Genomic DNA, 21,414 nt, shown 5'->3' with positions numbered 1-21,414 from the left:
AGCCGGGTGCCGTTGGCCGAGCTCTGACCGGTGGCGTCCAGGCACTTGTTCGCCGCCGGGTTGACGATGTCCCGGGCCGCGGTCACGGTCCACTGCTGGGCGCCGGTTCCGTTGCAGTCCCACAGTTGGATCCTGGTCCCGTTGGCGGTGCCGGCCGAGGTCACGTCCATGCACTTGCCCAGCGCCCGGATGGTGCCGTCGGCGTTCACCGACCACTGCTGTGCGCCGGTTCCGTTGCAGTCCCACAGTTGTACGGCGGTGCCGTTGGCCGTGGCCGCGCCGGCCACGTCGACGCACCGGCCGCCGATCCCGGTGATCGTCCCGGTGGCCGCGAGCGCGACCGGGCCGGGCACGGCCGTCAGCGCGACGGCGGCGAGGCCGCCGGCCAGCACAGCAAGAATCCTTGTCCGCATGAGGGTTCTCCGTTCGGATGGGGTGGGTGACGAACCGCAGGCGGCCCGTCACCCACCCGGACAGCGGCTCGGATCAGCCGACCGTCCACTTCTGGTTGGCGCCACCGGTGCAGGTCCAGGTCTGCAGGCGGGTGCCGTTGGCGGAACTGTTGCCCGCGGCGTCCAGGCACTTGTTGGCCTGGGGGTTGACGATGTCCCGGGCGCCGGTCACGGTCCACCGTTGCGCACCGGTTCCGTTGCAGTCCCACAGTTGTACGCGGGCGCCGTCGGCGGTGGAGCCGCCGCTGACATCGAGGCACTTGCCCAGGGCGCGGATGGTGCCGTCGGCGTTCACCGACCACTGCTGGGCGCCGGTTCCGTTGCAGTCCCAGAGTTGCACCTGGGTGCCGTTGGCCGGGTTGGCGCCGGCCACGTCCACGCATTTGCCGCCGACTCCGGTGATCCGGCCGCCCGCGGGTGGCGGCGGGGTGCCGGTGTCGTTGGTGACCCGGACGTAGTCGACCACGAGCTGCTGCGGGAAGACCGTGCTGGCGTCGGGGTTGCCGGGGAAGTCGCCACCCACCGCCAGGTTCAGGATGATGAAGAACGGGTGGTCGAAGACCCACTGCCGGCCACCGAGGTCCGCGGGGGTGCGGGTCTCGTAGACGACGCCGTCCAGCGACCAGGTGATCCGGTTGGGCGACCAGTCGATGGCGTAGACGTGGAAGGCGTCGGCCAGTGGGCTGCCGATGCTGAACGTGGCCCCGATTCCGCCCGCGCCCGAGTAGCCCGGGCCGTGGATGGTGCCGTAGACGGTGTTGGGCTGCCGGCCGATGTTCTCCATGACGTCGATCTCGCCGCTGGTCGGCCAGCCGACGCTGCCGATGTTGTTGCCGAGCATCCAGAACGCCGGCCACATCCCCTGCCCGCGCGGGATCCGCATCCGGGCCTCGAAATGGCCGTAGGTCTGGGTGAACCGTCCGGAGGTGTTCATCCGGGCAGAGGTGAACTCGCACCGGCCGTACCAGCAGTTGAAGTTTCCGGGGTTCTCCCGGCGCGCGGTGATCACCAGGTTGCCCGCGCCGTCCATGGCGGCGTTGCGGGTGGTGTTGGTGTACCACTGCCGCTCGTGGTTGTTGACGTTGTCGCCGGTTTCCAGCAGCCATTTGCCGCCGTCGACGGGACTGCCGGCGGGACCGTTGAACTCGTCGGCGAAGGTGGTCGCGGCGATGGTCACTCCGTCGGCGCCGCTGGCCGGAGCACCGACCGCGAGCGACGCCGCGACGGCGGCCGAGACCAGGAACAGCGCGGCCGGCCTGAGTCGTCCAGACATCGTTGTCGAACCTCTCGTGCGCGATTGCAGGGAGCACACGTACGGCCGTTTGTTGCGTGCGACAACAAAGAGTGTGACAGGTCTAGACCAAGTTCGACAAGAGTTTTCCGGAACCGGTTTCGGGCAGGTCGATGACTACATTTGTGAGCCGTTCCCGGCGACCGGAGCCGGCTCGCCGTCCGGTGTCACCGGCTGCCACGGCGCCTGCTCCCCGCCGCGGATGAACCGCCCCAGCCGGCTTTCGTCCTGGGCGAGCACGTGACCAACCACGGCCGCGCCGAGGTAGCAGAACGACAGGATGTAGAGCCAACCGATGTAGGTGAACGCCAGACCGATCGTGCCGTAGCGGTCCAGGCTGACCAGCAGGGCGCGCGGCAGGTACACCGCGCCCATCGGGCGCACGGCGAGCATCATCAGCCCGAAGACGACGCCGCCGGGCACCAGCAGCCGCAGGGGCACCGCCCGGGCCAGCAGGATCCAGGGCAGCGCCACGGCCAGCGCGCTGTCCGCCGCGAACGTCAGGACCGGCACGGCCAGGTAGGACACCGGCAACCGGCCGGCCAGCAGGATCAGCAGGCGGACCAGCACGACGGCGGCGGCCAGCAGCACCACCGCGGCCAGCAGCCGCCAGGCGAACCGCACGTCCCGGCGTATCCGCGGCAGCAGCCAGATGGCCCCGAACGCCCGGATCATGGCGCGCGCCAGGCTGGTCGAGGAGATCAGCACGATCAGCGCGCCGAACACACCGAACGCGCTGAAACCGCCGCCGGCCAGTGCCTCGTCCAGCACCCGCCGGGTGCCCTCGGGCAGGCCGGCGGCGTCGGCGACCTGGTCGCCGTATCGCTGGCCGAACACCACGGCCGCCATGATGAGCAGCGGAAACACCGAGGTGAACAACTGAGCCGCCAGCATCATCGAACGGTCGAACAGTTCCAGCCGGACGAAGGCGGCCCCGGTGCGCAGCAGAATCCGGCCGGGCCAGTTCGACATGACCCGGCCGACGACGGGTCGCAGCCGGCGCCGGACCATGCCGAACGCCCGCGCTCCGAAGGCTTCCGCTCCGGCCGTCCGCTTCGGCAGTGCGCTCACGGCGGCACCTCGCAAGCTCGGAACCGCCGAACCCCGCCGCCTCGCACGCTCAGCGCCGGGGCAGTGCCCGACGGCTCGCTCGCACGCTCGCTCACGGCAGCACCTCGCAAGCTCGGAACCACCGAACCCCATGGTTCGCTCGCACGCTCGCTCACAGGGGTCGAGCATCCCGCCGGGCGGCCCGCTGGCAATCACCCGTTGAAGATGATTGGCCGCATCGCCCGCGCTACACGGGCCAAACCTGCGGCGAGGCAGGATGGGCCACGAGGTGATGATCATGCTGGCGGCGCGGTGGCACGGAGCGTTCGATGTGCGGGTCGAGGACGTTCCGGCGCCGAGACCGGGTCCCGGCGAGGTGCTCATCCGGGTGGAGCGGGCCGGGATCTGTGCCACCGACCTCGAGGAGTATCTGACGGGCCCGGTGTCGATCCCGGTCGGCTGGCCGCATCCGACCTCCGGCCGGCAGGCTCCGCTGACGCTGGGCCACGAGATGGTGGGCACCGTGGTGGAGCACGGCGCGGGGGCCGGTGCGCTCGACGGCCGCGTGGTGCCGAACATCCTGGTCGGCTGCGGCGGCTGCTGGTACTGCCGGCGGGGCCAGAAGGTGTTGTGCCCCAAGGTGGGGCTGCGCGGCATCACCGACGACGGCGGGTTCGCCGAGTTCATCGTGACCGAGGCGGCCGGGTGTGTGCCGGTGCCCGAGCGGATCGGGCCGGACGTGGCGGTGTTCGCCGAGCCGGTGGCGGTCGCGATCCGGGCCATGGGCAAGGCGGGGGTCCGGTCCGGGGACGTGGTCGCGGTGCTCGGCGCCGGGGTGATCGGCCAGTTGGTCATCCAGTTGGCCCTGGCCGCGGACGCGGCCGTGGTGGCGATCGAGCCGGTGGCCAGGCGACGCGGGCTGGCCGCCGCGCTCGGCGCGGTGACCTGCGGTCCGGAGGAGGGGGTCGAGCGGGTGGCCGAGCTGACCGGCCGGCGCGGCGCCGACGTGGTGGTGGAGTGTGCCGGCGTTCCGGGTGCGGTGCGTTCGGCGATCGAGCTGTCCCGGTCCGGCTCGACCGTGGTGCTGGTCGGCGTGCACGGCGGCACCGAGCCGATTCCGTTGCTGCCGCTGGTTCTTGAGGAGCGCCGGCTGCTCGGCAGCGCCGGGCACCTGGCCGACGACATGGCCAGCGCCATCGCGCTGCTGGCCAACGGCGCGGTGGACGTCAGCCGGCTGCGCCCGGAGGTGGTCGCGCTCGTCGACGTGGTCGGGTCCGGCTTCGAACGGCTGCGCACCGACCGGGACACCCTGAAGATCCTGGTCGATCCGGCGTAGCGCTCCGGTTGCCCGGCACCACGGCCCGCCCACGTATTGTGACGGCGTGGGTGATCCGATCGACCGGGACGCACTGCGGATCGGCACGCAGGAGCGCGAGGACGCGGTGCGGGTGCTCGGCGAGCACTTCGCCGACGGGCGTCTGCCGGTGGACGAGTACGAGCAGCGGGTCGGCGTCGCGATCGAGGCGCAGACCCGCGCCGAACTGCGACCGCTCTTCCAGGACCTCCCCGCGCCCTACCCGGCGTTCATGGCCCCGCCGCCGCCCGGACCGCTGATTTCGGCGCCGATGGCCCCGCCGGCCGAACTGGCCGTCTACTCCGACAAGTCCCGGGTCGCCGCCGGCCTGCTGCAGATCCTGCTGCCGTTCGGCACCGGCCGCTTCTACCTCGGCCACATCCCCCTCGCCGTGCTCCAACTGGTCCTGGTCTTCACCGGCATCGGCGTGATCTGGTCCATCGTCGACGGCATCCTGCTCATCGCCAACGGCGGCACCGACAGCCACGGCCGGCCGCTGCGCCTGTAGGACCGCCGCTCAACGGGTCAGCGGGCAGCTCCGGGGGCCCCGGGACCCGGTACGGCTGGTGAGGGTGACCGGCGCGGTGGTGGACAGCGCGTCGCGGACGGTGCACACGATCTGGTCGACGGCCAGGGCGGACAGCCCGGTGACGTCGGCGGTGACGACGACGGCGACGTCGCCGGAGGCATCGGTGGTGACGGTCACCGGATCGAGTCCGGTGGGGACCTCGCTCGTCAGGTTCCCGGCGTGATCCTCGTCGTGCGGCCCGTCCTGCAGCAGCGCCAGGGTCTGCGTGGGCGACAGGTGCCGGGGTGTCGAGCGACGCACCAGGATCAGCTCGGAGTCGGCCAGGAAGTAGAGGTTCGCGCCCTCGGCCGGCGCGCTGGGCGCGGGCCCGCCGGTGATCACCCCGCTCGGCCGCACCCCGCAGCCGGCGGTGAGCACCGCGCCGAGCACGAGCCAGGTGAGCAGGTGTCGCCGGGTCATCGGGTCGCTCCGGGCCGGGGCAGGTGGAAGGTGAACACCGCGCCGCCGTCGGGATGGTTCGCGGCGGTCAGGGCGCCGCCGTGCAACCGGGCGTTCTCCCAGGCGATGGCCAGGCCGAGACCGCTGCCCTCGGAGCGGGTCCGTGCGGTGTCGGCCTTGTAGAACCGGTCGAACACGTGCGGCAGCACGTCCGCGGCGAGCCCGGGCCCGCTGTCGCCGACCTCGATGTCCAGGTGGTCCGGCCGGACGTGCGCACGCACGGACACCGGCGGCCCGCCGTGCCGCAGCGCGTTGCTGACCAGGTTCGCGACGATCACGTCCAGCCGGCGGGGATCGACCCGGGCCAGCACGCCGCCGGGCAGGTCGGTGCGCACGCGCTCGGACCAGCCGCGGGCGCGCAGGGTCGCCCGGACCGCCTCGGCCACGTCGACGTCGTCGAGCACGAGCGTCGCGGTGCCGGCATCGAACCGGCTGACCTCCATGAGGTCCTCGCCCAGCCGGGTGAGCTGGTGGGTCTCCGCGCTGACCAGGCGGGCGGCCTGGCCCGCGTCGCCCGGCAGCCGGTCCGCCTCGGCGTCCAGGACGTCGGTGACCGCGATCATCGCGGCCAGCGGGGTGCGCAGCTCGTGCGACACGTCCGCCACGAACCGCCGCGCCTCGGCCTCCATCCGGCGCAACTCCCCCACATGCCGTTCCAGCGTCTGCGCGGTGTCGTTGAACGCCGCCGCGACGTCGGCCAGCTCGTCGGTGCCCTGGACCCGGGCGCGGGCGGTCAGGTCTCCCTCGCCGAGCCGGTTGGTCGCCCGGCGCAGCTCGCGCACCGGGCCGAGCACCCCGCGTCCGGCCAGCAGGGCCAACAGCACGGCGAACACCAGCGCCACCGCGCCGGTGAGCCAGGCCTGGGTGGCCAGCCGGCCGATGCTCAGTTGCTCGGGTGCGAGGCTGCGCACGGAGTAGACCTCCAGCTCCGAGTCGGATCCCAGCTGGGTTCCGATCACCAGCACGGGGTGCCCGCTCATCGATACCCGTTGCCACACAACGCGTCCGTCGCCCACCGCATGCCGCAGCTCCGGCGGCAGCAGGTCGGGATCCAGGCCCGGCGCCGACCGGCGGTCCCGGTAGACGGCGACCGCGTGGTCGTCACCGTCGGACAGCCGGGCGGCGATCTCGTCGAGCGTGGCCTGGCTGGGCGGCATGGCGCCGATCGGGTTCAGGGTCTCGATCCGCTCGGTCAGCGTGAGCACCGCGGCGTCCTGCGTCCGCTGCAGGATGGCGTCCCGCGCCTGGACGTAGCCGACGCCGGCGACCAGCGCGGCGGTGCACACCCCGAGCAGCGCGAAGGCCACCAGCAGGCGGGTGCGCAGGCTCCTGGCCCCGCCCAGAAACCGGGCCGGCGGGGTCACAGTGGTCCGAACCGGTAACCGAAGCCCCGCACGGTCTGGATGTACACCGGCGCCGAGGAGTCGTCCTCGATCTTCGCGCGCAGCCGCTGCACGCAGGCGTCGACCAGCCGCGAGTCACCGAGATAGTCGTGGTCCCACACCAGTTCGAGCAGTTGCTGCCGGCTCAGCACGCGGCCCGGTGTCGCCGACAGTTCCAGCAGCAGCCGCAGTTCGGTCGGCGCGAGGCCGACCGGCTCGCCGTGGCGCACGACCACCAGCGCCGCCCGGTCGATGGTGAGGTCACGGTGCCGCTCCACCGGCGGTGCCGCGGCGTTGCCCGGGCCGGCGGCGCTGCGCCGCAGCACGGCCCGGATCCGCGCCTCGAGCACCCTCGGCCGCACCGGCTTGACCACGTAGTCGTCGGCGCCGGCCTCCAGCCCGGCCACCACGTCGATGTCGTCGTCGCGGGCGGTCAGCATGATGATCGGCAGGTCGCCGCCGGCGCGAATCCGGCGGCAGATCTCGAACCCGTCCATACCCGGCAACATCAGATCGAGCACCACGACGTCGGGTGGCGTGGCGCGCAACAACTCCAGCCCCCGCTCACCGGACTCGGCGGCGTCGACGGCATGCCCCTGCCGGGTCAGCGCCAACTCCAGACCCGTGCGCACCGCGTGATCGTCCTCGATCAACAGCACCCGGGACATGACGGTGGCCGCCTCTCTGGATCGGTGGGAAGTGTTCATTCTCGCCGCGGCGCCCCCGGGTCTTCGGCATCGGCTCCATGGTCGGCAGGGTTTGTCCCGGTGACGTTCGTCTCCTGTACTGGTTCTGTCACAGAACACCGGGCCCGGCGGCGCGTGCCGGAGCATGTCAGGGCTGTGGCATTCCCGTGACACGACGCGGATCGGGCGCGCGCATCGGCTGCCGACAGTGGGCGCCATGGTCGAAACCGAGTCCCGCTCCGTGCGGCTGCGCGCCCTGGTCACCAAACTGCTCGCCCGATGCCTGCTGCCGCTGGCCGCGCTGCGCGCACCCGGCCGGGCCCGCTGGCTGGCCTGCCAGTGGGCGCTGGGCCTCCGGTTCCCGGCCGAGGATCTCGACGGACTGTGCGGCCGCGCGCGGGCCGCGTTCACCCACGCCCGCGCCGAGGCGTTCTGGCGGGACGGTCAGCTGATCGGGCTCACCTCCGGCCACCGGGACGCCGCCGAGCAGCACCGGCTGTTCACCGCGGAGGTCCGCCGCACCGGTTCGACGTCGGCGGCCCGCCGCCGGGTGCTCCCGCCCGAGGAGTCCGCCCACGTCGCGGGCATCGCCCTGGACGTGCGGCCGGCCGGCGGGGCCCGCTGGCTCGAACGGCACGGCCACCGCTACCACCTGTACCGCCGCTACGACAACGAATGGTGGCACTTCGAGTACCGGCCGGAGTACGCCGGACGGGCGCCGTCGCGCAGCCCGCACCCCGGCGCCGTAGCACAGCCGTGACACGACGATGACGGCACGCGGAAAACGTCCGGCCACAGTGGAGGCATGGGTACCCCCACGCCGCACGCGCACGCCGTCGTGCACCTCGACGCCGTGGCGCACAACACGGCGCTGTTCGCCGCCGCGACGGACGCGGCGGTGCTGGCGGTCGTCAAGGCCGACGGTTTCGGGCACGGGGCGGTGCGGGTGGCCGGCGCCGCGCTCGCCGCGGGCGCGACCTGGCTGGGCGTGACGACCTGCGCCGAGGCACTGCAGCTTCGCGCGGGTGGGATCACCGCCCCGATCCTGAGCTGGCTGCACGGCCCGCTGGAGGACTTCTCCGCCGCGCTCCTGGCCGGCGTGGACCTGTCGGTATCCGCACGGGAGCAGTTGCGCGCGGTCGCCGCGTGCGCGGCCCGGCTGGGCGTCACCGCCGAGGTGCACCTGAAGGCGGACACCGGACTGCACCGCAACGGCGCGCGACCCGAGGAATGGCCGGAGCTGGTGCGCCTGGCCCGCGACCTGGCGGCCGTCGGGCTGGTGCGGGTGCGGGGAATCTGGTCGCATCTGGTCAGCACGGCAGGGGACACGACCCGGGCACAGGTCCGGCTCTTCGACGAGGCGGTCGAGGTCGCGCGCGGCGCCGGGCTGCGGCCGCCGCTGCGACACCTGGCGAACTCCGCGGCGACCCTGGGCGCGCCGCGGACCCACTACGAGCTCGTCCGGCCGGGCATCGGGATCTACGGGGTGGAACCGGACCCGCGGCACGACTTCGGGTTGCGCGCCGCCATGACCCTGCGCGCACAGGTGATCCTGACCAAGCGGGTGCCGGCCGGCAGCGGCGTCTCCTACGAGCACGACTACGTCACCGACCGCGAGACCACGCTGGCGCTGGTGCCGCTGGGATACGCGGACGGTCTGCCCCGCGCCGCGGCCCGGCACGCCGAGGTCTCGATCGCCGGGCGCAGACACCCCGTGGCCGGCCGGATCGCGATGGACCAGTTCGTCGTCGACGTCGGCGACGCCACCCCCCGGACCGGCGACGAGGTCGTCGTGTTCGGACCCGGCGCCGAGGGCGAACCGACCGTGGCCGACTGGGCCAGGTGGGCCGGCACGCTCCCGCACGAGATCCTCACCGGCATCGGGCCTCGGGTGCCCCGCCGCCATGTCGCCACCCTCACCGAGGAGCTTTCCCTTGCCTGAACCGAAAATCCGACTCGCCGTCCTGTTCGGCGGGCGCAGCGCCGAGCACGAGGTGTCGTGCGGGTCGGCGGCGAGCATCCTGCTCGGCCTGGACCGGGACCGGTACGACATCCGGCCGGTCCGGATCGGCCGGGACGGGGTCTGGACCACTGTCGCCACCATGCCCGACCTGCCGACCGTGGCGGAGATCCTGCGGTGGCAGCACAACGGCTTCACCGGGGCCGGGGACGCCACGCCGGCAGGCAGTTTCCTCGCCGTCGCGCCCGAGCTCACCCGGTGCGACGTGGTGTTTCCGGCGTTGCACGGCCGCCACGGGGAGGACGGCACCGTCCAGGCGATGCTGGCCGGACTCGGGATCCCGTACGTCGGCAACGGCGTCGCGGCCAGCGCGCTGTGCATGGACAAGGAGCACACGAAGACGGTCGCCGCCGGCGCCGGCCTCGCGGTGGCCGATGGCGTCGTGCTGCGTCCCGGGCAGCGCGAGGTGTCCGCGGCGGACCGCGAACGGTTGGGACTGCCGGTGTTCGTCAAGCCCGCGCGGGAGGGGTCGAGCATTGGAGTGTCCAAAGTGGAGGACTGGGCCGAGTTGCCGGCGGCGCTGGACCGGGCGCGCGCCAGCGACGACAAGGTGCTGGTGGAGGCGGCGGTCCCGGGCCGGGAGATCGACATCGGCGTGCTCGAGCTCCCGAGTGGCGACCTCGCGGTCAGCCCGCCGATGGAGATCCTGCCGACCGCCGCGCACACGTTCTTCGACTACCAGGCCAAGTACACCGACTCCGGCACCGTGTTCGACGTCCCGGCCAGGCTCGGCCCGGCGACCACCCGCGCCATCGGCCGGGACGCGCTGCGCCTGTTCGGCGAGCTGGGCTGCTCCGGCCTGCTGCGGGCGGACTTCTTCCTCCGTCCGGACGGCACCAGGATCCTCAACGAGGTCAACACCTTCCCCGGCTTCACCAGCGTCTCGCAGTACCCCCGCATGTGGCAGGCCGCCGGCCTGGACTACCGCGACCTACTCGACGTGCTGGTCGACACCGCCCTGACCCAGGGCGGTGACCGTTGATATCACGTCACCTCGCCGTCCAGATACACCCAGCGGCCGTCGTGGCGGACGAAGCGGCTCGTTTCGTGCAGCACGCCCGGCCCGGAGCCGGTCCGGTAGTGCGCCCGGAACTCGACCGTGCCCTCGGTGTGCAGGATCCCCCCGGCGGAGGTGGCGATGATCTCCAGGCGGTCCCAGCGCAGGCCCGGGTCCAGCGCCACCGTGGCGGGCCGGGTGCGCGGATGCCAGCTACGCAACAGGTAGGCGGTGTCGCCGGTGGCGAAGGCGCTGTAGCGGGAGCGCATCAGCGCCTCCGCCGTGGGTGCGGGGGCCGCTCCCGTGTGCGCGCGGGCACAGCACTCGTCGTAGGTGCCGCCGCTGCCACACGGGCACCTCATGGGATGGCGACGAAGTCGCGGAGCTGGGCGGCGAGCCGGGTCTCCTCGTCGGTCATGTCCCGCAGCCGCTCGGCCAGCTCGGTCGCGCGGGCGGGGTCGCCCGCGGCCTCGAGCGCGGCGGCGAGGTCGTAGATCTCGTCCTGTAACGCACCCAGCTCGGCTTCCAGCTCGACTTGGCGGGTGTGCTTGGCGGCCATCAGCTCGAGCTGGTCGAGGTGCTCGCGGGCCTGGGCGGCGGCCTGCCGGGCGGCGGCCGCCTGCGCCTCGGCGGCCTCGACCCGCAGGCGAGCGTCCCGCAGCTGCTGGTCCAGGCCCGGCTCGACGAGCTCGTCGAGGGACAGTTCGAGGATCGAGGCGATGGCCACCGCCTCACCGAGCCGGATGGCCCGGGCCCCCTCGTTGCCGTGGATGCGCCGCTCGATGCGGGTGATCGCGGTGCCGTCGAGTCGGATGCCGTGCCGGCGCTCGAGTTCCTGCGCGAGGGCGGTCTGGGACAGGCGCATCCGGTTGCGGGCGGCGCGCATGGCGACGCCGAACGAACGCTCGGCCACCTCGTCCAGGGTGGGCTTTCGACGATCCTGCACATTCAGCAGTATAGCTGCTTGACAAGCAGCATGGCACATCGGATCCTAGAACTACCGCCGCTGCGAAATGAGCAGCGATCCTGACGGATTCACAGTGGAAGGGCGCGATCCATGACCGACGACGCCGTCACCGAAACCCCGCACCTCACCCAGTCGTTCATCTTCGCCGACCTCGACCAGGAGATCCGGGTCGCCACCCTCGACGACGAGCCGTGGTTCGTCACCGCGGACGTGGCCGCCGCCATCGGGTCCGGGTCCCTCGACGCCCGCTACGTCGATGCCGAGTTAGCCGCGCTCGGCGAGCAGGACCGGCGCCTGCTCCCCCAACCGGTCGGCCCCGACCTGCTGCTGATCTCGGAGCCGGCCCTCTACCGGTTGGTGCTCGGCTCCAGCCACGGCCTGGCCAGAGCCTTCCTGCTGTGGATCACGCACGAGGTGGTGCCGGCCGTGCGGCGCGGCACGCCCGGCGGCATCGGCCGGCTCGGCCGGCGCGAGCTCGCGCAGATGGTGATCGACGCCGAGGACGCGCGCGAACGCAGCCAGGCCCGCGTCGGCCAGCTCGAGGCGGTCGCCGCCGAGCTCGCGTCCAAGGCCGACGCGTTCGACACCTTCCTCGAGACCGACGGCACCTACTCGATGGGGGCGGTGGCCAACATGCTCGGCATCGGCCGCAACAACCTGTTCAAACGACTGCGCGAGGCCAAGATCCTGCAGGCCGACAACCGCCCCTACCAGCGCTACGCGCACCACTTCCGGGTCACCGCAGGCGCACACGAGCAGAGCGGCCGCGACGTCGCCCACCACACCACGCAGGTGCACGCCTCCGGCGTCGACTTCATCCGCCGCCGGCTGAACACGGTCGGTCAACCCGCCTTCGCCGGCTGATCCGCCGGTCCGCCTTTTACCGGGGAGTTCCCGAGCGGTGGCCGCCGCCGTGTGAGTCTGCCGATCGAGACGGGCTCACAGTGTGGAGCTCCTGGGTGGAAGGACGAGGCATGACTCTTTCCCGGTGGTGGCGACGCCTCGCCACGATGCTGTGCGTGGGGCTGGTGCTGACCGTCGCACCCGCCGCGCCGACCGGCGCGCAGGCGCCGGGCGCGATCGGCGCCGAGGATCTCGCACGGTGGGTGAACCCCTACATCGGCACCAAGAAGGGCTGCTGCACCGGTCTGACCTACCCGGGCGCGGTCGCCCCGTTCGGCATGGTGCAGTGGAGCCCGGACACGGTGCTGTCCCAGGTCGGCGGCTACAACTACAACGACAACCGGATCAAGGGCTTCAGCCTCACCCACCTGTCCGGCGCGGGCTGCACGGTCTACCAGGACGTGCCGTTCATCCCGTTCGCCGGCGCCGTGACGACCTCCCCGGCGACCGACCCCGGGCGCTACGTCTCGACGTTCAACCGCGCGAACGAGCAGGCCAGTGCCGGAAACTACGCCGTGCGGTTCGACTCCGGGGTGTCGGTGCGGCTCACCGCGACCCAGCGCACCGGGGCCGCCGAACTGAGCTTCCCGGCCGGCTCGCCGGCCACCCTGCTGGTGAACACCTCCGGCTCGGTCAACGGCACCTCCGCCGCCTCGGTGGCCATCGACACCGACTCGATCAGCGGCTGGGCCAGCAGCGGCGGGTTCTGCGGCTACCCGCACACCTACCGGGTGTACTTCCACGCGAAGTTCGACCGGCCGTTCGCGTCGGCGGGCACCTGGCAGGGCGACGTCGTCTCCGCCGGGCAGAAGACCGCGACCGGCGCGCGCTCGGGCGGCTACGTGACGTTCGAGCCGGGCCAGACCGTGACCGTCCGAGTTGGACTGTCCTTTGTGGATGAGAACGGGGCGAAGGCGAACCTGAACGCGGAGAGCGGCACCCGCACCTTCGTCGAGCTGTCCGCCGGAGCCCGTGCGGCGTGGAACGCCCGGCTCAACCAGGTCGCGACCCGGGGCGGCACCGACGGCGAGCGCACCACCTTCTACACCGCCCTCTACCACAGCCTGCTGCACCCCAACGTGTTCTCCGACGTCGACGGCCGCTATCCGGGCTTCGACAACCAGATCCACACCACCGACCCCGGGCACACCCAGTACACCAACATCTCCGGCTGGGACGTGTACCGCTCGCAGACCGCGCTGCTGGCCCTGCTGGCCCCGGCCGAGACCTCCGACATGGTCCGGTCGATGATCTCCTCCGCCGAGCAGCTGGGGTACTGGGACCGCTGGAGCGTCGCGAACTCCTCGACCAACGTCATGGTCGGCGACCCCTACCACGCCATGGTCGGCAGCGCCGTGGCCTTCGGCGCCAAGGGCTTCGACATGGGCAAGGCGCTGGCGCTCATGGTCCGCGGCGCCACGCAGCCGTCGCCGGAACGCCCCGGCCTCCCCGAGTTCCAGCGCCACGGCTACGTGTCCAACGGCGCGCCGGGTGTGTGGGGCGCCGCGGCCACCACCCTCGAGTACGCCAGCGCGGACTTCGCCATCGCCGACCTCGCCCGCCGCACCGGCGACATCGCGACCCAGGCGACGTTCAGCGCGCGGTCCCAGTCGTGGCAGAACCTGTTCAACCCGGCCACCGGGTACCTGCAGCCGCGCAACGCCGACGGCTCGTTCCGGCAGCCGTTCGACCCGGCCAACGGCGAGGGCTGGGTCGAGGGCAACGCGACGCAGTACAGCTGGATGGTGCCGCACAACGCCCGGGGCCTGATCGACGCGATGGGCGGCAACGCGGCCGTGCTCCCGCGTCTGGACGCCTTCTTCGCCAAGCTCAACGCCGGTGCGAACGCGCCGAACGCGTGGCTGGGCAACGAGCCGAGCATGCACGCCCCCTGGCTGTACAACTATGCCGGCGCGCCGGCGCGCACGCAGCAGACCACCAGGAAGGCCATGGCAGAACTGTTCACCCCGAACCCGGACGGCCTGGCCGGCAACGACGACCTCGGCCAGATGTCCTCCTGGTACGTGTGGGCGGCGCTGGGCATGTACCCGGTGACCCCGGGCCGCGCCGAGCTCGTCGTGAACGGCCCGCTGTTCACCGAGTCGGTGATCACCCGGCCGACCGGCGCCCGGATCACCATCCGGGCCACCGGCGCCGGCGCCGGCGCGCCGTACGTGCAGAGCATGAAGCTCAACGGGATCGCCACCACCCGCACCTGGCTGCCGGAGTCGCTGGTGGCCGCCGGAGGCCTGGTCGAGTACCGGATGTCGGCCAACCCGACGTCGTGGGGCCAGGGTGCGGGCGACGCGCCGCCGTCGTTCCGCGACGGTGAGGCCGCGCAACGCGGTTTCGTGCGGCCCGGCCGCAACGTGGTTCCGGCCGGCAGCGCCGCCGTCGCCGAGATCGGCGTGCGGGACCTGGCCGGTCTGGGTGGCGCGGTCACCTGGACGGCCACCCCGCCGGCCGGGGTGACCGTCGAGCCGCGGTCGGGTCGGCTGGACCCGCTCCGGGGCTCGCAGCAGACCCAGAGCGTGACGGTCCGGGTCGCGACCGGCACCCCGGCGGGGACCTACCGGGTCCCGGTGACGTTCACCGCCGCGGACGGCAAGCCGTTGCCGCCCAACGCGATCCAGGTGCTTGCCGACCAGCCCGGCGGGCTGACCGAGGCGTTCTCGAACGTCGGCGTGTGCCCCGACGACAACCAGTCGGTGGCCGGGTTCGACCCGCTGTTCAACTACTCGGCCAACGCGCTCGCGGCGGCCGGGGTGACCCCGGGGTCGACGGTGACGGTGGACGGGCTGGCGCACCGGTGGCCGCAGGCCAAGGTGGGCGAGCCGGACAACGTGGTGGCCAAGGGACAGACGATCACGGTGCCCGCGGTCCCCGGCGCGACCCGGCTGGCCCTGCTCGGCAGCGCGACCGATGGCGCGGCCAGCGGCACGCTGCGGATCACCTACACCGACGGCAGCACCCAACTCGCCGACGTCGGGCTGTCGGACTGGTCGCTGGCCGGCGGCGTGCAGTTCGGCAACCGGGTCGCGGTGACCACCGCGTACCGCAACTCGCTGTACGGGTTCAGCATTCCGGCGCCGGTGAACGTGCTGGCGACGGCGCCCATCACCCTTGCGGCCGGCAAGCAGGTCCGCAGCGTGACCCTGCCCGGCACGGTCACCGGCGGGGTGATGCACGTGTTCGCGATCACGACCGGCTGAGGCCGGCGGTTCTCGGGGGCGGTGCGGGCACGAGGCCCGCACCGCCCCTTTGTCCACAAGGAACAGAGGTGATCACCATGAGGCGCTCGGAGGACCCGACGCTGCGGGCCGAGCTGACGCGGCAGGTGGCCGGCATCGTCGCCCTGGCGCCGGAGGAGATCTGCGGGCGGCGGGATCTCGTCGCGCTCGGGGTCGGCTCGGTGCAGATGATGAGGCTGGTCAACGGGTTGCGGGCACGCGGCCTGCCGGTGACGTTCGCCGACCTGGCCGCGGAGCCGACGATCGACGCCTGGTGCACGCGGCTGCACACCCTCGCGCGAGCCCATCCGTACTGGCGCGCGGCCTGACCCGCGGTCGCCACGCGGACACCGGTAGCGACTTGATGCACGGTTACAGGGCAATGGTCGGCGAGTCCAAGACTGTGATCACGTTACCGCTGCCCACGGCGGTTCGGTCTCTGCGGAGGTGATAGATGCTAGGACGTCCCTACCGGCGCGGGAAGGTGGTCGCGACCGCACTTGCGCTCGGTCTCATTGTCACGTTTCCCCCGGAAGCGCTCGCGCGATTACCCGAGTCTGGCGCCAAGGAGCTGACCATGGCGCGGCTCAACCAGCTTCAGGTGGTCGGCACGCACGACAGCTTCCACCTCGAGGTGCTCGGGCCGGAGAAGGCCATTCGCCAGCAGCTGTCCCCGGAGACCGAACCGGAGCTGGAGTACGCCCCGGTCAAGATCCTCGAGCAGCTCGCGTCCCAGAAGGTGCGCCAGCTCGAGTTCAACGTGTTCGTCGACCCCAACGGCGGCATGTACGCCAACCCGTTGCTGCGGCAGGTTGCCGGCCTCGGGCCGTACGACCCGGCCATGCAGCTGCCCGGGACGAAGGTGCTGCACGCCCAGGACATCGACTACTACTCCCGGTGCCTCACGCTGGTCGCGTGCCTGCGCGAGGTGAAGGCCTGGTCGGACCGTAACCCTTGGCACATCACGATTGCCATCATGCTCGAGTTCGTCGACTGGCCGCTGACGCGGCCCGGCGAGACCACACCGGAGCCGGGCACCGTCATTCCGCTGGAGTGGACGCGGAGCCGGATGCTGAGCCTGGAGCAGGAGATCCTCAGCGTGTTCCCGCGCAACCGGCTGGTGACGCCGGACAACGTGCGCCGGCCGGGCATGACGCTGGACAAGTCGGTGCGGACCTTCGGCTGGCCACTGGTCGAGCAGACCCGCGGCAAGGTGCTGTTCCTGATGGACCAGGGCGACAAGTACCGCAACGCCTACATCCAGGGCAACCCGAGCCTGGAGGGACGGCTGCTGTTCACCAACAGCGTCGCCGGGGCGCCGGACGCGGCGTTCATGAAGCGTTACGTCTGGGACCAGGGCGGCGTCGCGGAGATCACCAACCTGGTACGCAGCGGGTACATGGTGCGCACGCGGGCGGACCGGGACACCATCCAGGCCCGCAACAACGACACCTCCACCCGGGACATCGCCCTGGCGACCGGAGCCCAGTGGGTGAGCACCGACTATCCGGCTCCCGGTATGGCCGACCGGTTCGGCAGCCCGTACTACGTCTCCATACCCGGCGGAACGGTCGCCCGGTGCAACCCGCTCACCGCGACACCCGGTTGCGACAGCAGGACATTGGAACCCATCGTCCGTTCCGTGCGGTGAGCTGACTACTGCCCGCCCCACCCAAGCGGCGCCGGCCTCCACCAGCAGACCGGCGCCGCTCGCTGGTGCGCGGACCTGGTTACCCCGCACACAAAGAAGTTCGGCGAGCCGCGGGGTGCGGCTCGCCGAACCGGTGTGCGTCCTCGGTCAGGCGGCGGCTCGGTTGGACCGGGGGTCGGGCCGGTCCAGCAGGGCCAGCAGGACCTCGCCGTCGGCCCGGCCGCTGGCCCCGTCCCAGAACCGGCAGGTGGTGTCGATGAGCAGGACCGGCCGGCGCACCACGCTCTCGGTGAACGACGCGAGGGCGACCTCGCCGCCGAACGACGCGGCGCCGATCGGCGCCCGGAACGCGCTGCTCAGGCGCACCACGCGGATCTCGGGCACCTGACCGACCCAGTAGTCGCCGGTGGCCCAGGCCTCCAGCTCCGGCACCGACCGGTCCTTGATGGACCGGGCGAGCAGGAAGCGAACGAGTTGCTCGTAGCAGACGCCGAACTCCGCGCCGCCCAGCATCCCGGTGTCCAGGATGGACTCGCCCTGGGTCTGGAACTCGCCGCGGGCGACCGCCATTCCGTTGCGCGTGGTCACCGTGGCCGAGGTCAGGTACCGGTACTCGGACCGGTAGGGGCTCAGGACATTCGCCAGCAGTTGTCGATCGTCTACTTGCGACCGCGCCGCGGCGTCGGCCAGATGCAGGATGGATCCGCTCATCTCCCAGCCCTTCCGGAGGATTGCCGCTTGCGCGTCATCGTCCCTTCCAGAATATTGCTCTTCCCACCACTGCCAGGTAACTAGTCGGGTTCCCGGGCCAGGCGCAGCAGCTCGTCCAGCAGACCGGCCTGCCGCAGCCGGTGCACCGGCACCGTGGCCAGCGCCTTGCGGATCTCGTCGTCCTCGTCGGTGACCGCGGCCAACCCGAGGCAGGTCAACAGATGCTGGGCCAGGGCGCCCGGGGTCGGGTAGTCGAAGACCAGGGTGGCCGGCAGGTGCAGCCCGGTGGTCGTGTCGAGCCGGTTGCGCAGCTCCACGCCGGCCAGTGAGTCGAAGCCGAGCTCGGTGAAGTCGTCGTGCGGCGCGATCGTGTTCGGGGCGATGTGCCCCAGCACCGCGACGACGTGCAGGCGGATCAGCTCCAGCAGCCGCCTGCGCCGCTCGGACTCCGGCAGCCCGGCCAGTCTCGCGGCCCACGGCAACGTGCCGTCGGCCGGCTCCGGCCGGGGCGGGGTGCGCACCAGGCCGCGGAAGATCGACGGCACCATGCCCGATCCGGCCAGCACCCGCAGCGCGGCGGTGTCCAGCCGGCCCGGTGCCACGAACGCCCGGTTCGCCTTCACCGCCGCGTCGAACAGGGCGAAGCCGCGCTCGGCGGAGATCGCGCCGATCCCGCTCTGGTTCGCCCGGGGCGGATCGGCCGCAGCCGGCCGGTCGGACACCGCGCGCGCGTCCCGCCACCGGCCGAAGGTCAGCGACGTGGCTGGCAGCCCGAGGGCGCGGCGGTGGGCGACGAGCGCGGGCAGGAAGGCGTTGGCCGCGGCGAAGTTGCCCTGCCCGGCCGTGCCGAGCGCCCCGGCGGCCGAGGAGTACAGCACGAACATGGACAGGTCGAGGCCGCTGGTGAGCTCGTGCAGATGCCACGCCGCGTCCACCTTGGGCCGCAGCACGGCGTCCAGCCGCAGCGGGGTGAGCGACTCGATGATCCCGTCGTCGAGGACACCGGCGGCGTGCAGCACGCCGGTCAGCGGGTGCTCGGCGGGAATCGAGGCGAGCAGGTCCGCCAGGGCGGCCCGGTCGCCGACGTCGCAGGCGGCGAACCGCACCTTGGCGCCGCGCGCGGCCAGGTCCGCGGCCAGTTCCCGGGCCCCCGCGGCGTGCGCGCCGGTCCGGCTGACCAGCAGCAGGTGCCGGGCCCCGTAGCGGGTGACCAGATGCCGGCTGGCCAGCCGGCCGAGTGAGCCGGTCGCTCCGGTGATCAGCACGGTGCCGTTGGGGCGCACCAGTTCCGGAGCAGTCCCGCCCTCGGTCTCGGGGATCTCGGCGCGGACCAGCCGGGACGCCTTGACCCGGCCGTCCCGCACCGCGATCTGCGGCTCGCCGCAGGCCACGGCCGCCGGGACGGCCAGCCGGGACGCCTCCCGGCCGTCCAGGTCGAGCAGCACGAACCGGTCCGGGTTCTCCGACTGGGCGGAGCGCACCAGGCCCCACACCGGCACCTGGCTCAGGTCGAGGTCGTCGTCCGGGTCGGCGACCACGGCGCCGGTGGTCACCACGACCAGGCGGGCCGAGCCGAGCCGGGTGTCGGCGAGGAACGCCTGCGCCTCGGCCAGCACCCGGGCCAGGGTGAGCCGGGCCTCGGTCAGCACGTCCGCACCACCCGGCGGGCAGGACAGCAGCACGACCTGGGGAACCGCGTTGCTCCAGGTGATCGCGTCGGACAGGGCCCGAAGGTCCGGGTAGCTCTCCACCCGGATGCCTTTGAGGGTCAGGGTTTCCGGGGTGACGGGGCCCGGACCCACCAGGGCCCAGCGGTCCTGGGTGGCGACCCGGGCGCTGTTGGTCAGGACGTCGATCCAGCTCAGGTCGAACAGCGACTCGTCGTGGGTGGCCCCGGCGTCGGCGATCTGCTCGGTCGAGATCTGCCGCAGCACGACGGAGCCGACCGTGGCGACGGGCGACCCGTCCGGGTCGGTGATGGCCACCCGCACCGCGTGCGGCCCGGTGCGGGACAGGTGCACCCGCAACGTGGCCGCCGTGGTGGCGTAGAGCCGCAGTCCGGTCCAGGAGAACGGCAGCCGCAACCGGCCGGTGAACTGGTCGTCGTCGAGCACGCGCAGCAGTTCGGGATGCAGCGCCGCGTCCAGCACGGCCGGGTGCAGACCGAAGCCGGCGGTGTCGGCATCGGACGGCTGCGCCACCTCGGCGTAGACGTCCTCGCCGAGCCGCCAGGCCTGGCGCAGCCCCTGGAAGACCGGCCCGTAGCCGTATCCCTGCTCGGAGAGCCGCAGGTAGGCGTCCGCCAGGCCGATGGCCGTCGCACCGGCCGGCGGCCAGGTCCCGGCGCCGCCGGGCGCCCCCACCGGGTCCGGCGCCGGGGCGACGACCCCGGTGGCGTGCTGGGTCCACGGCGGCTCACCCTCCACGCCGGCGGCGTTGTCCGGCCGGGACTGGATGACCACCGAACGCCGGCCCGAGTCCTCCGGCCCCCACATGATCAGCTGGAGCTGGACGGCCGAGTGCTCCGGCACGGCCAGCGGCGCCTCCATGGTGAGCTCGTCGAGGTAGGCGCAGCCGCCATGGGCGCCGGCCAGCACGGCCAGCTCGGCGAAGGCGGCGCCGGACAGCAGGACGGTCTCATTGATCAGGTGGTCGGCCAGCCAGGGATGGGTGCGCAGGGACAGCCGGCTGGTGAACACGACCATGTCGGCCATTTCCAGATCGTCGAACTCCTCCGGCGGACCGAGCAGCGGGTGGTCCGGCGTCGGCTCGACGGCCACCGGAGGTGGCGGCGCGGCCGGGGGTTCGGCGACCGGCGCGGCCGGGGGCTCGCCTGCCAGGTCGACCAGTTCGTCCTGCAGGTAGCCGGCCAGCGCGGCGGGCGAGGGATGGTCGAACGCCACGGTGGCCGGCAGCCGCAGGCCGGTGGCCCCGTTCAGCCAGTTGCGCAGCTCGACCCCGGTCAGCGAGTCCAGCCCCAGTGCGGTGAACGCCCGGTCGGCGTCGATCGTCGCCGGGGTGCTGTGGCCGAGCACGGTGGCCACGGCGGTGTGCACCAGGTCCCGCACGGCGCGCTCGCGCTCGTCCGCCGGCAGGTTGGCGGTGCGCTGCGCCCAGAGCGGCGCGGACTCAGCGGCGCCGGCCTCGACCGTGCGCCGGCTGGACACCTTGACCAGGCCCCGGAAGACCGCCGGCAGCATCCCGGCCACGGCCTGGGTGCGCAGCGCCGCGAGGTCCAGCCGGGCCGGCACGACCACCGGCGTCCGGACGGTCAACGCCGTGTCGAACAGGGCCAGCCCCTGCTCCTGGTGCAGCCGGGCCAGGCCGCTTCGGTTCCAGCGCCCCAGGTTCGCCTCGTCCAGGCCGCCCGCCATGCCGCCGGTCTGCGCCCACAGGCTCCACGCCAGCGAGGTCGCCGGCAGGGCCCGGGCGCGCCGGTGATGGGCCAGCGCGTCCAGGAACGCGTTGGCCGCCGCGTAGTTCGCCTGACCCGCCATGCCGGCGGTGCCCACGATGGAGGAGAACAGCACGAACGCCGACAGCGGCAGGTCCCGGGTGAGCTCGTGCAGGTTCCACGCGCCGTCCACCTTGGGCCGCAACACCGTGTCGACCTGTCGCGGGGTCAGCGACTCGATGGTCCCGTCGGCGAGGACACCCGCGGTGTGCACCACGGCGGTGAGCGGATGCTCGGCC

19 protein-coding genes are annotated in these 21,414 nt (G+C 72.6%); 9 read left to right on the top strand and 10 right to left on the bottom strand.

The features are described 5' to 3' along the window. The 3 genes from VFO68_RS09410 to VFO68_RS09400 form a co-directional block, all read right to left on the bottom strand. Positions 1–413: ricin-type beta-trefoil lectin domain protein (locus VFO68_RS09410; protein WP_325157809.1), on the bottom strand; the 413-nt coding region annotated here is incomplete at its 3' end. A 73-nt stretch (positions 414–486) separates the two neighbouring features. Continuing rightward, positions 487–1,725 carry a ricin-type beta-trefoil lectin domain protein gene (locus tag VFO68_RS09405; protein WP_325157808.1) on the bottom strand — a complete coding sequence of 413 codons (1,239 nt, stop codon included), beginning with the start codon at positions 1,723–1,725 and terminating at the stop codon, positions 487–489. A 135-nt stretch (positions 1,726–1,860) separates the two neighbouring features. Next, entirely contained in the window at positions 1,861–2,814 is a 954-nt protein-coding gene (locus tag VFO68_RS09400; RefSeq protein WP_325157807.1) for a YhjD/YihY/BrkB family envelope integrity protein, read from the bottom strand. Positions 2,815–3,091: 277 nt separating this feature from the next. Here VFO68_RS09400 and VFO68_RS09395 point away from each other — a divergent pair, with 277 nt between their 5' ends. Together VFO68_RS09395 and VFO68_RS09390 are read left to right on the top strand one after the other, a co-directional pair. Next, positions 3,092–4,129 carry a zinc-binding dehydrogenase gene (locus VFO68_RS09395; RefSeq protein ID WP_325157806.1) on the top strand — a complete coding sequence of 346 codons (1,038 nt, stop codon included), beginning with the start codon at positions 3,092–3,094 and terminating at the stop codon, positions 4,127–4,129. A gap of 46 nt (positions 4,130–4,175) precedes the next feature. Next, positions 4,176–4,655, top strand: a complete 480-nt coding sequence (locus VFO68_RS09390) for a DUF1707 domain-containing protein (RefSeq protein ID WP_325157805.1) — start codon at positions 4,176–4,178, stop codon at positions 4,653–4,655. Between the two features lie 9 nt (positions 4,656–4,664). Here the strand turns inward: VFO68_RS09390 and VFO68_RS09385 are convergent, their stop codons facing one another. Genes VFO68_RS09385 through VFO68_RS09375 form a run of 3 tightly spaced genes read right to left on the bottom strand, consistent with a single transcriptional unit; the run spans position 4,665 to position 7,224 of the window. Beyond that, the gene (locus VFO68_RS09385; RefSeq protein WP_325157804.1) at positions 4,665–5,135 is read right to left on the bottom strand and encodes a hypothetical protein; all 471 of its coding nucleotides are present in this window, start codon (positions 5,133–5,135) and stop codon (positions 4,665–4,667) included. Continuing rightward, entirely contained in the window at positions 5,132–6,538 is a 1,407-nt protein-coding gene (locus VFO68_RS09380) for a HAMP domain-containing sensor histidine kinase (RefSeq protein WP_325157803.1), read from the bottom strand. Before VFO68_RS09380 ends, VFO68_RS09385 begins: the two co-directional genes overlap by 4 nt. Continuing rightward, complete coding sequence (locus VFO68_RS09375) at positions 6,535–7,224, bottom strand: response regulator transcription factor (protein WP_325157802.1); 690 nt, start codon at positions 7,222–7,224, stop codon at positions 6,535–6,537. The genes VFO68_RS09380 and VFO68_RS09375 overlap by 4 nt, the downstream gene beginning before the upstream one ends. 235 nt (positions 7,225–7,459) lie before the next feature. Here VFO68_RS09375 and VFO68_RS09370 point away from each other — a divergent pair, with 235 nt between their 5' ends. The 3 genes from VFO68_RS09370 to VFO68_RS09360 are packed head-to-tail and all read left to right on the top strand — an operon-like array spanning position 7,460 to position 10,244. After that, on the top strand, positions 7,460–8,002 hold the full coding sequence (locus tag VFO68_RS09370) for a D-alanyl-D-alanine carboxypeptidase (protein ID WP_325157801.1): 543 nt from the start codon (positions 7,460–7,462) through the stop codon (positions 8,000–8,002). A gap of 45 nt (positions 8,003–8,047) precedes the next feature. Further along, a complete protein-coding gene (alr, locus tag VFO68_RS09365; protein WP_325157800.1) occupies positions 8,048–9,184 on the top strand; it encodes an alanine racemase in 1,137 nt (378 codons plus the stop codon). Beyond that, a complete protein-coding gene (locus VFO68_RS09360; RefSeq protein ID WP_325157799.1) occupies positions 9,177–10,244 on the top strand; it encodes a D-alanine--D-alanine ligase family protein in 1,068 nt (355 codons plus the stop codon). The genes alr and VFO68_RS09360 overlap by 8 nt, the downstream gene beginning before the upstream one ends. Before the next feature lie 2 nt (positions 10,245–10,246). Here VFO68_RS09360 and VFO68_RS09355 read toward each other — a convergent pair whose 3' ends face one another. Both VFO68_RS09355 and VFO68_RS09350 read right to left on the bottom strand, forming a co-directional pair. After that, positions 10,247–10,621 (bottom strand): YchJ family protein, encoded by a 375-nt coding sequence (locus tag VFO68_RS09355; protein ID WP_325157798.1) that lies wholly within the window; start codon positions 10,619–10,621, stop codon positions 10,247–10,249. After that, entirely contained in the window at positions 10,618–11,205 is a 588-nt protein-coding gene (locus VFO68_RS09350; protein WP_325157797.1) for a hypothetical protein, read from the bottom strand. Before VFO68_RS09350 ends, VFO68_RS09355 begins: the two co-directional genes overlap by 4 nt. Before the next feature lie 111 nt (positions 11,206–11,316). Between VFO68_RS09350 and VFO68_RS09345 the strand changes: the two genes are divergently transcribed. The 4 genes from VFO68_RS09345 to VFO68_RS09330 all read left to right on the top strand — a co-directional run bounded on the left by VFO68_RS09345 (position 11,317) and on the right by VFO68_RS09330 (position 17,010). After that, positions 11,317–12,090: a phage antirepressor gene (locus tag VFO68_RS09345; RefSeq protein ID WP_325157796.1), complete on the top strand. Its 774-nt coding sequence runs from the start codon at positions 11,317–11,319 to the stop codon at positions 12,088–12,090. A gap of 110 nt (positions 12,091–12,200) precedes the next feature. Beyond that, complete coding sequence (locus VFO68_RS09340; RefSeq protein ID WP_325157795.1) at positions 12,201–15,341, top strand: GH92 family glycosyl hydrolase; 3,141 nt, start codon at positions 12,201–12,203, stop codon at positions 15,339–15,341. A gap of 77 nt (positions 15,342–15,418) precedes the next feature. After that, positions 15,419–15,688: a phosphopantetheine-binding protein gene (locus VFO68_RS09335; RefSeq protein WP_325157794.1), complete on the top strand. Its 270-nt coding sequence runs from the start codon at positions 15,419–15,421 to the stop codon at positions 15,686–15,688. Between the two features lie 248 nt (positions 15,689–15,936). Beyond that, complete coding sequence (locus VFO68_RS09330) at positions 15,937–17,010, top strand: Ca2+-dependent phosphoinositide-specific phospholipase C (RefSeq protein ID WP_325157793.1); 1,074 nt, start codon at positions 15,937–15,939, stop codon at positions 17,008–17,010. Between the two features lie 147 nt (positions 17,011–17,157). On the opposite strand, the gene VFO68_RS09325 is transcribed toward VFO68_RS09330, so the two are convergent. Next, on the bottom strand, positions 17,158–17,721 hold the full coding sequence (locus VFO68_RS09325; RefSeq protein ID WP_325157792.1) for an FcoT family thioesterase: 564 nt from the start codon (positions 17,719–17,721) through the stop codon (positions 17,158–17,160). A gap of 80 nt (positions 17,722–17,801) precedes the next feature. Beyond that, on the bottom strand, positions 17,802–21,414 hold a 3,613-nt coding region (locus VFO68_RS09320; RefSeq protein WP_325157791.1), incomplete at its 5' end, for an SDR family NAD(P)-dependent oxidoreductase.

Source organism: Actinophytocola sp. (genome assembly GCF_035712165.1).
Classification (GTDB): domain Bacteria; phylum Actinomycetota; class Actinomycetes; order Mycobacteriales; family Pseudonocardiaceae; genus DASYTH01.
Note: the sequence above shows the minus strand (reverse complement) of the source record. Positions and strands in the feature narration are given on the sequence as shown.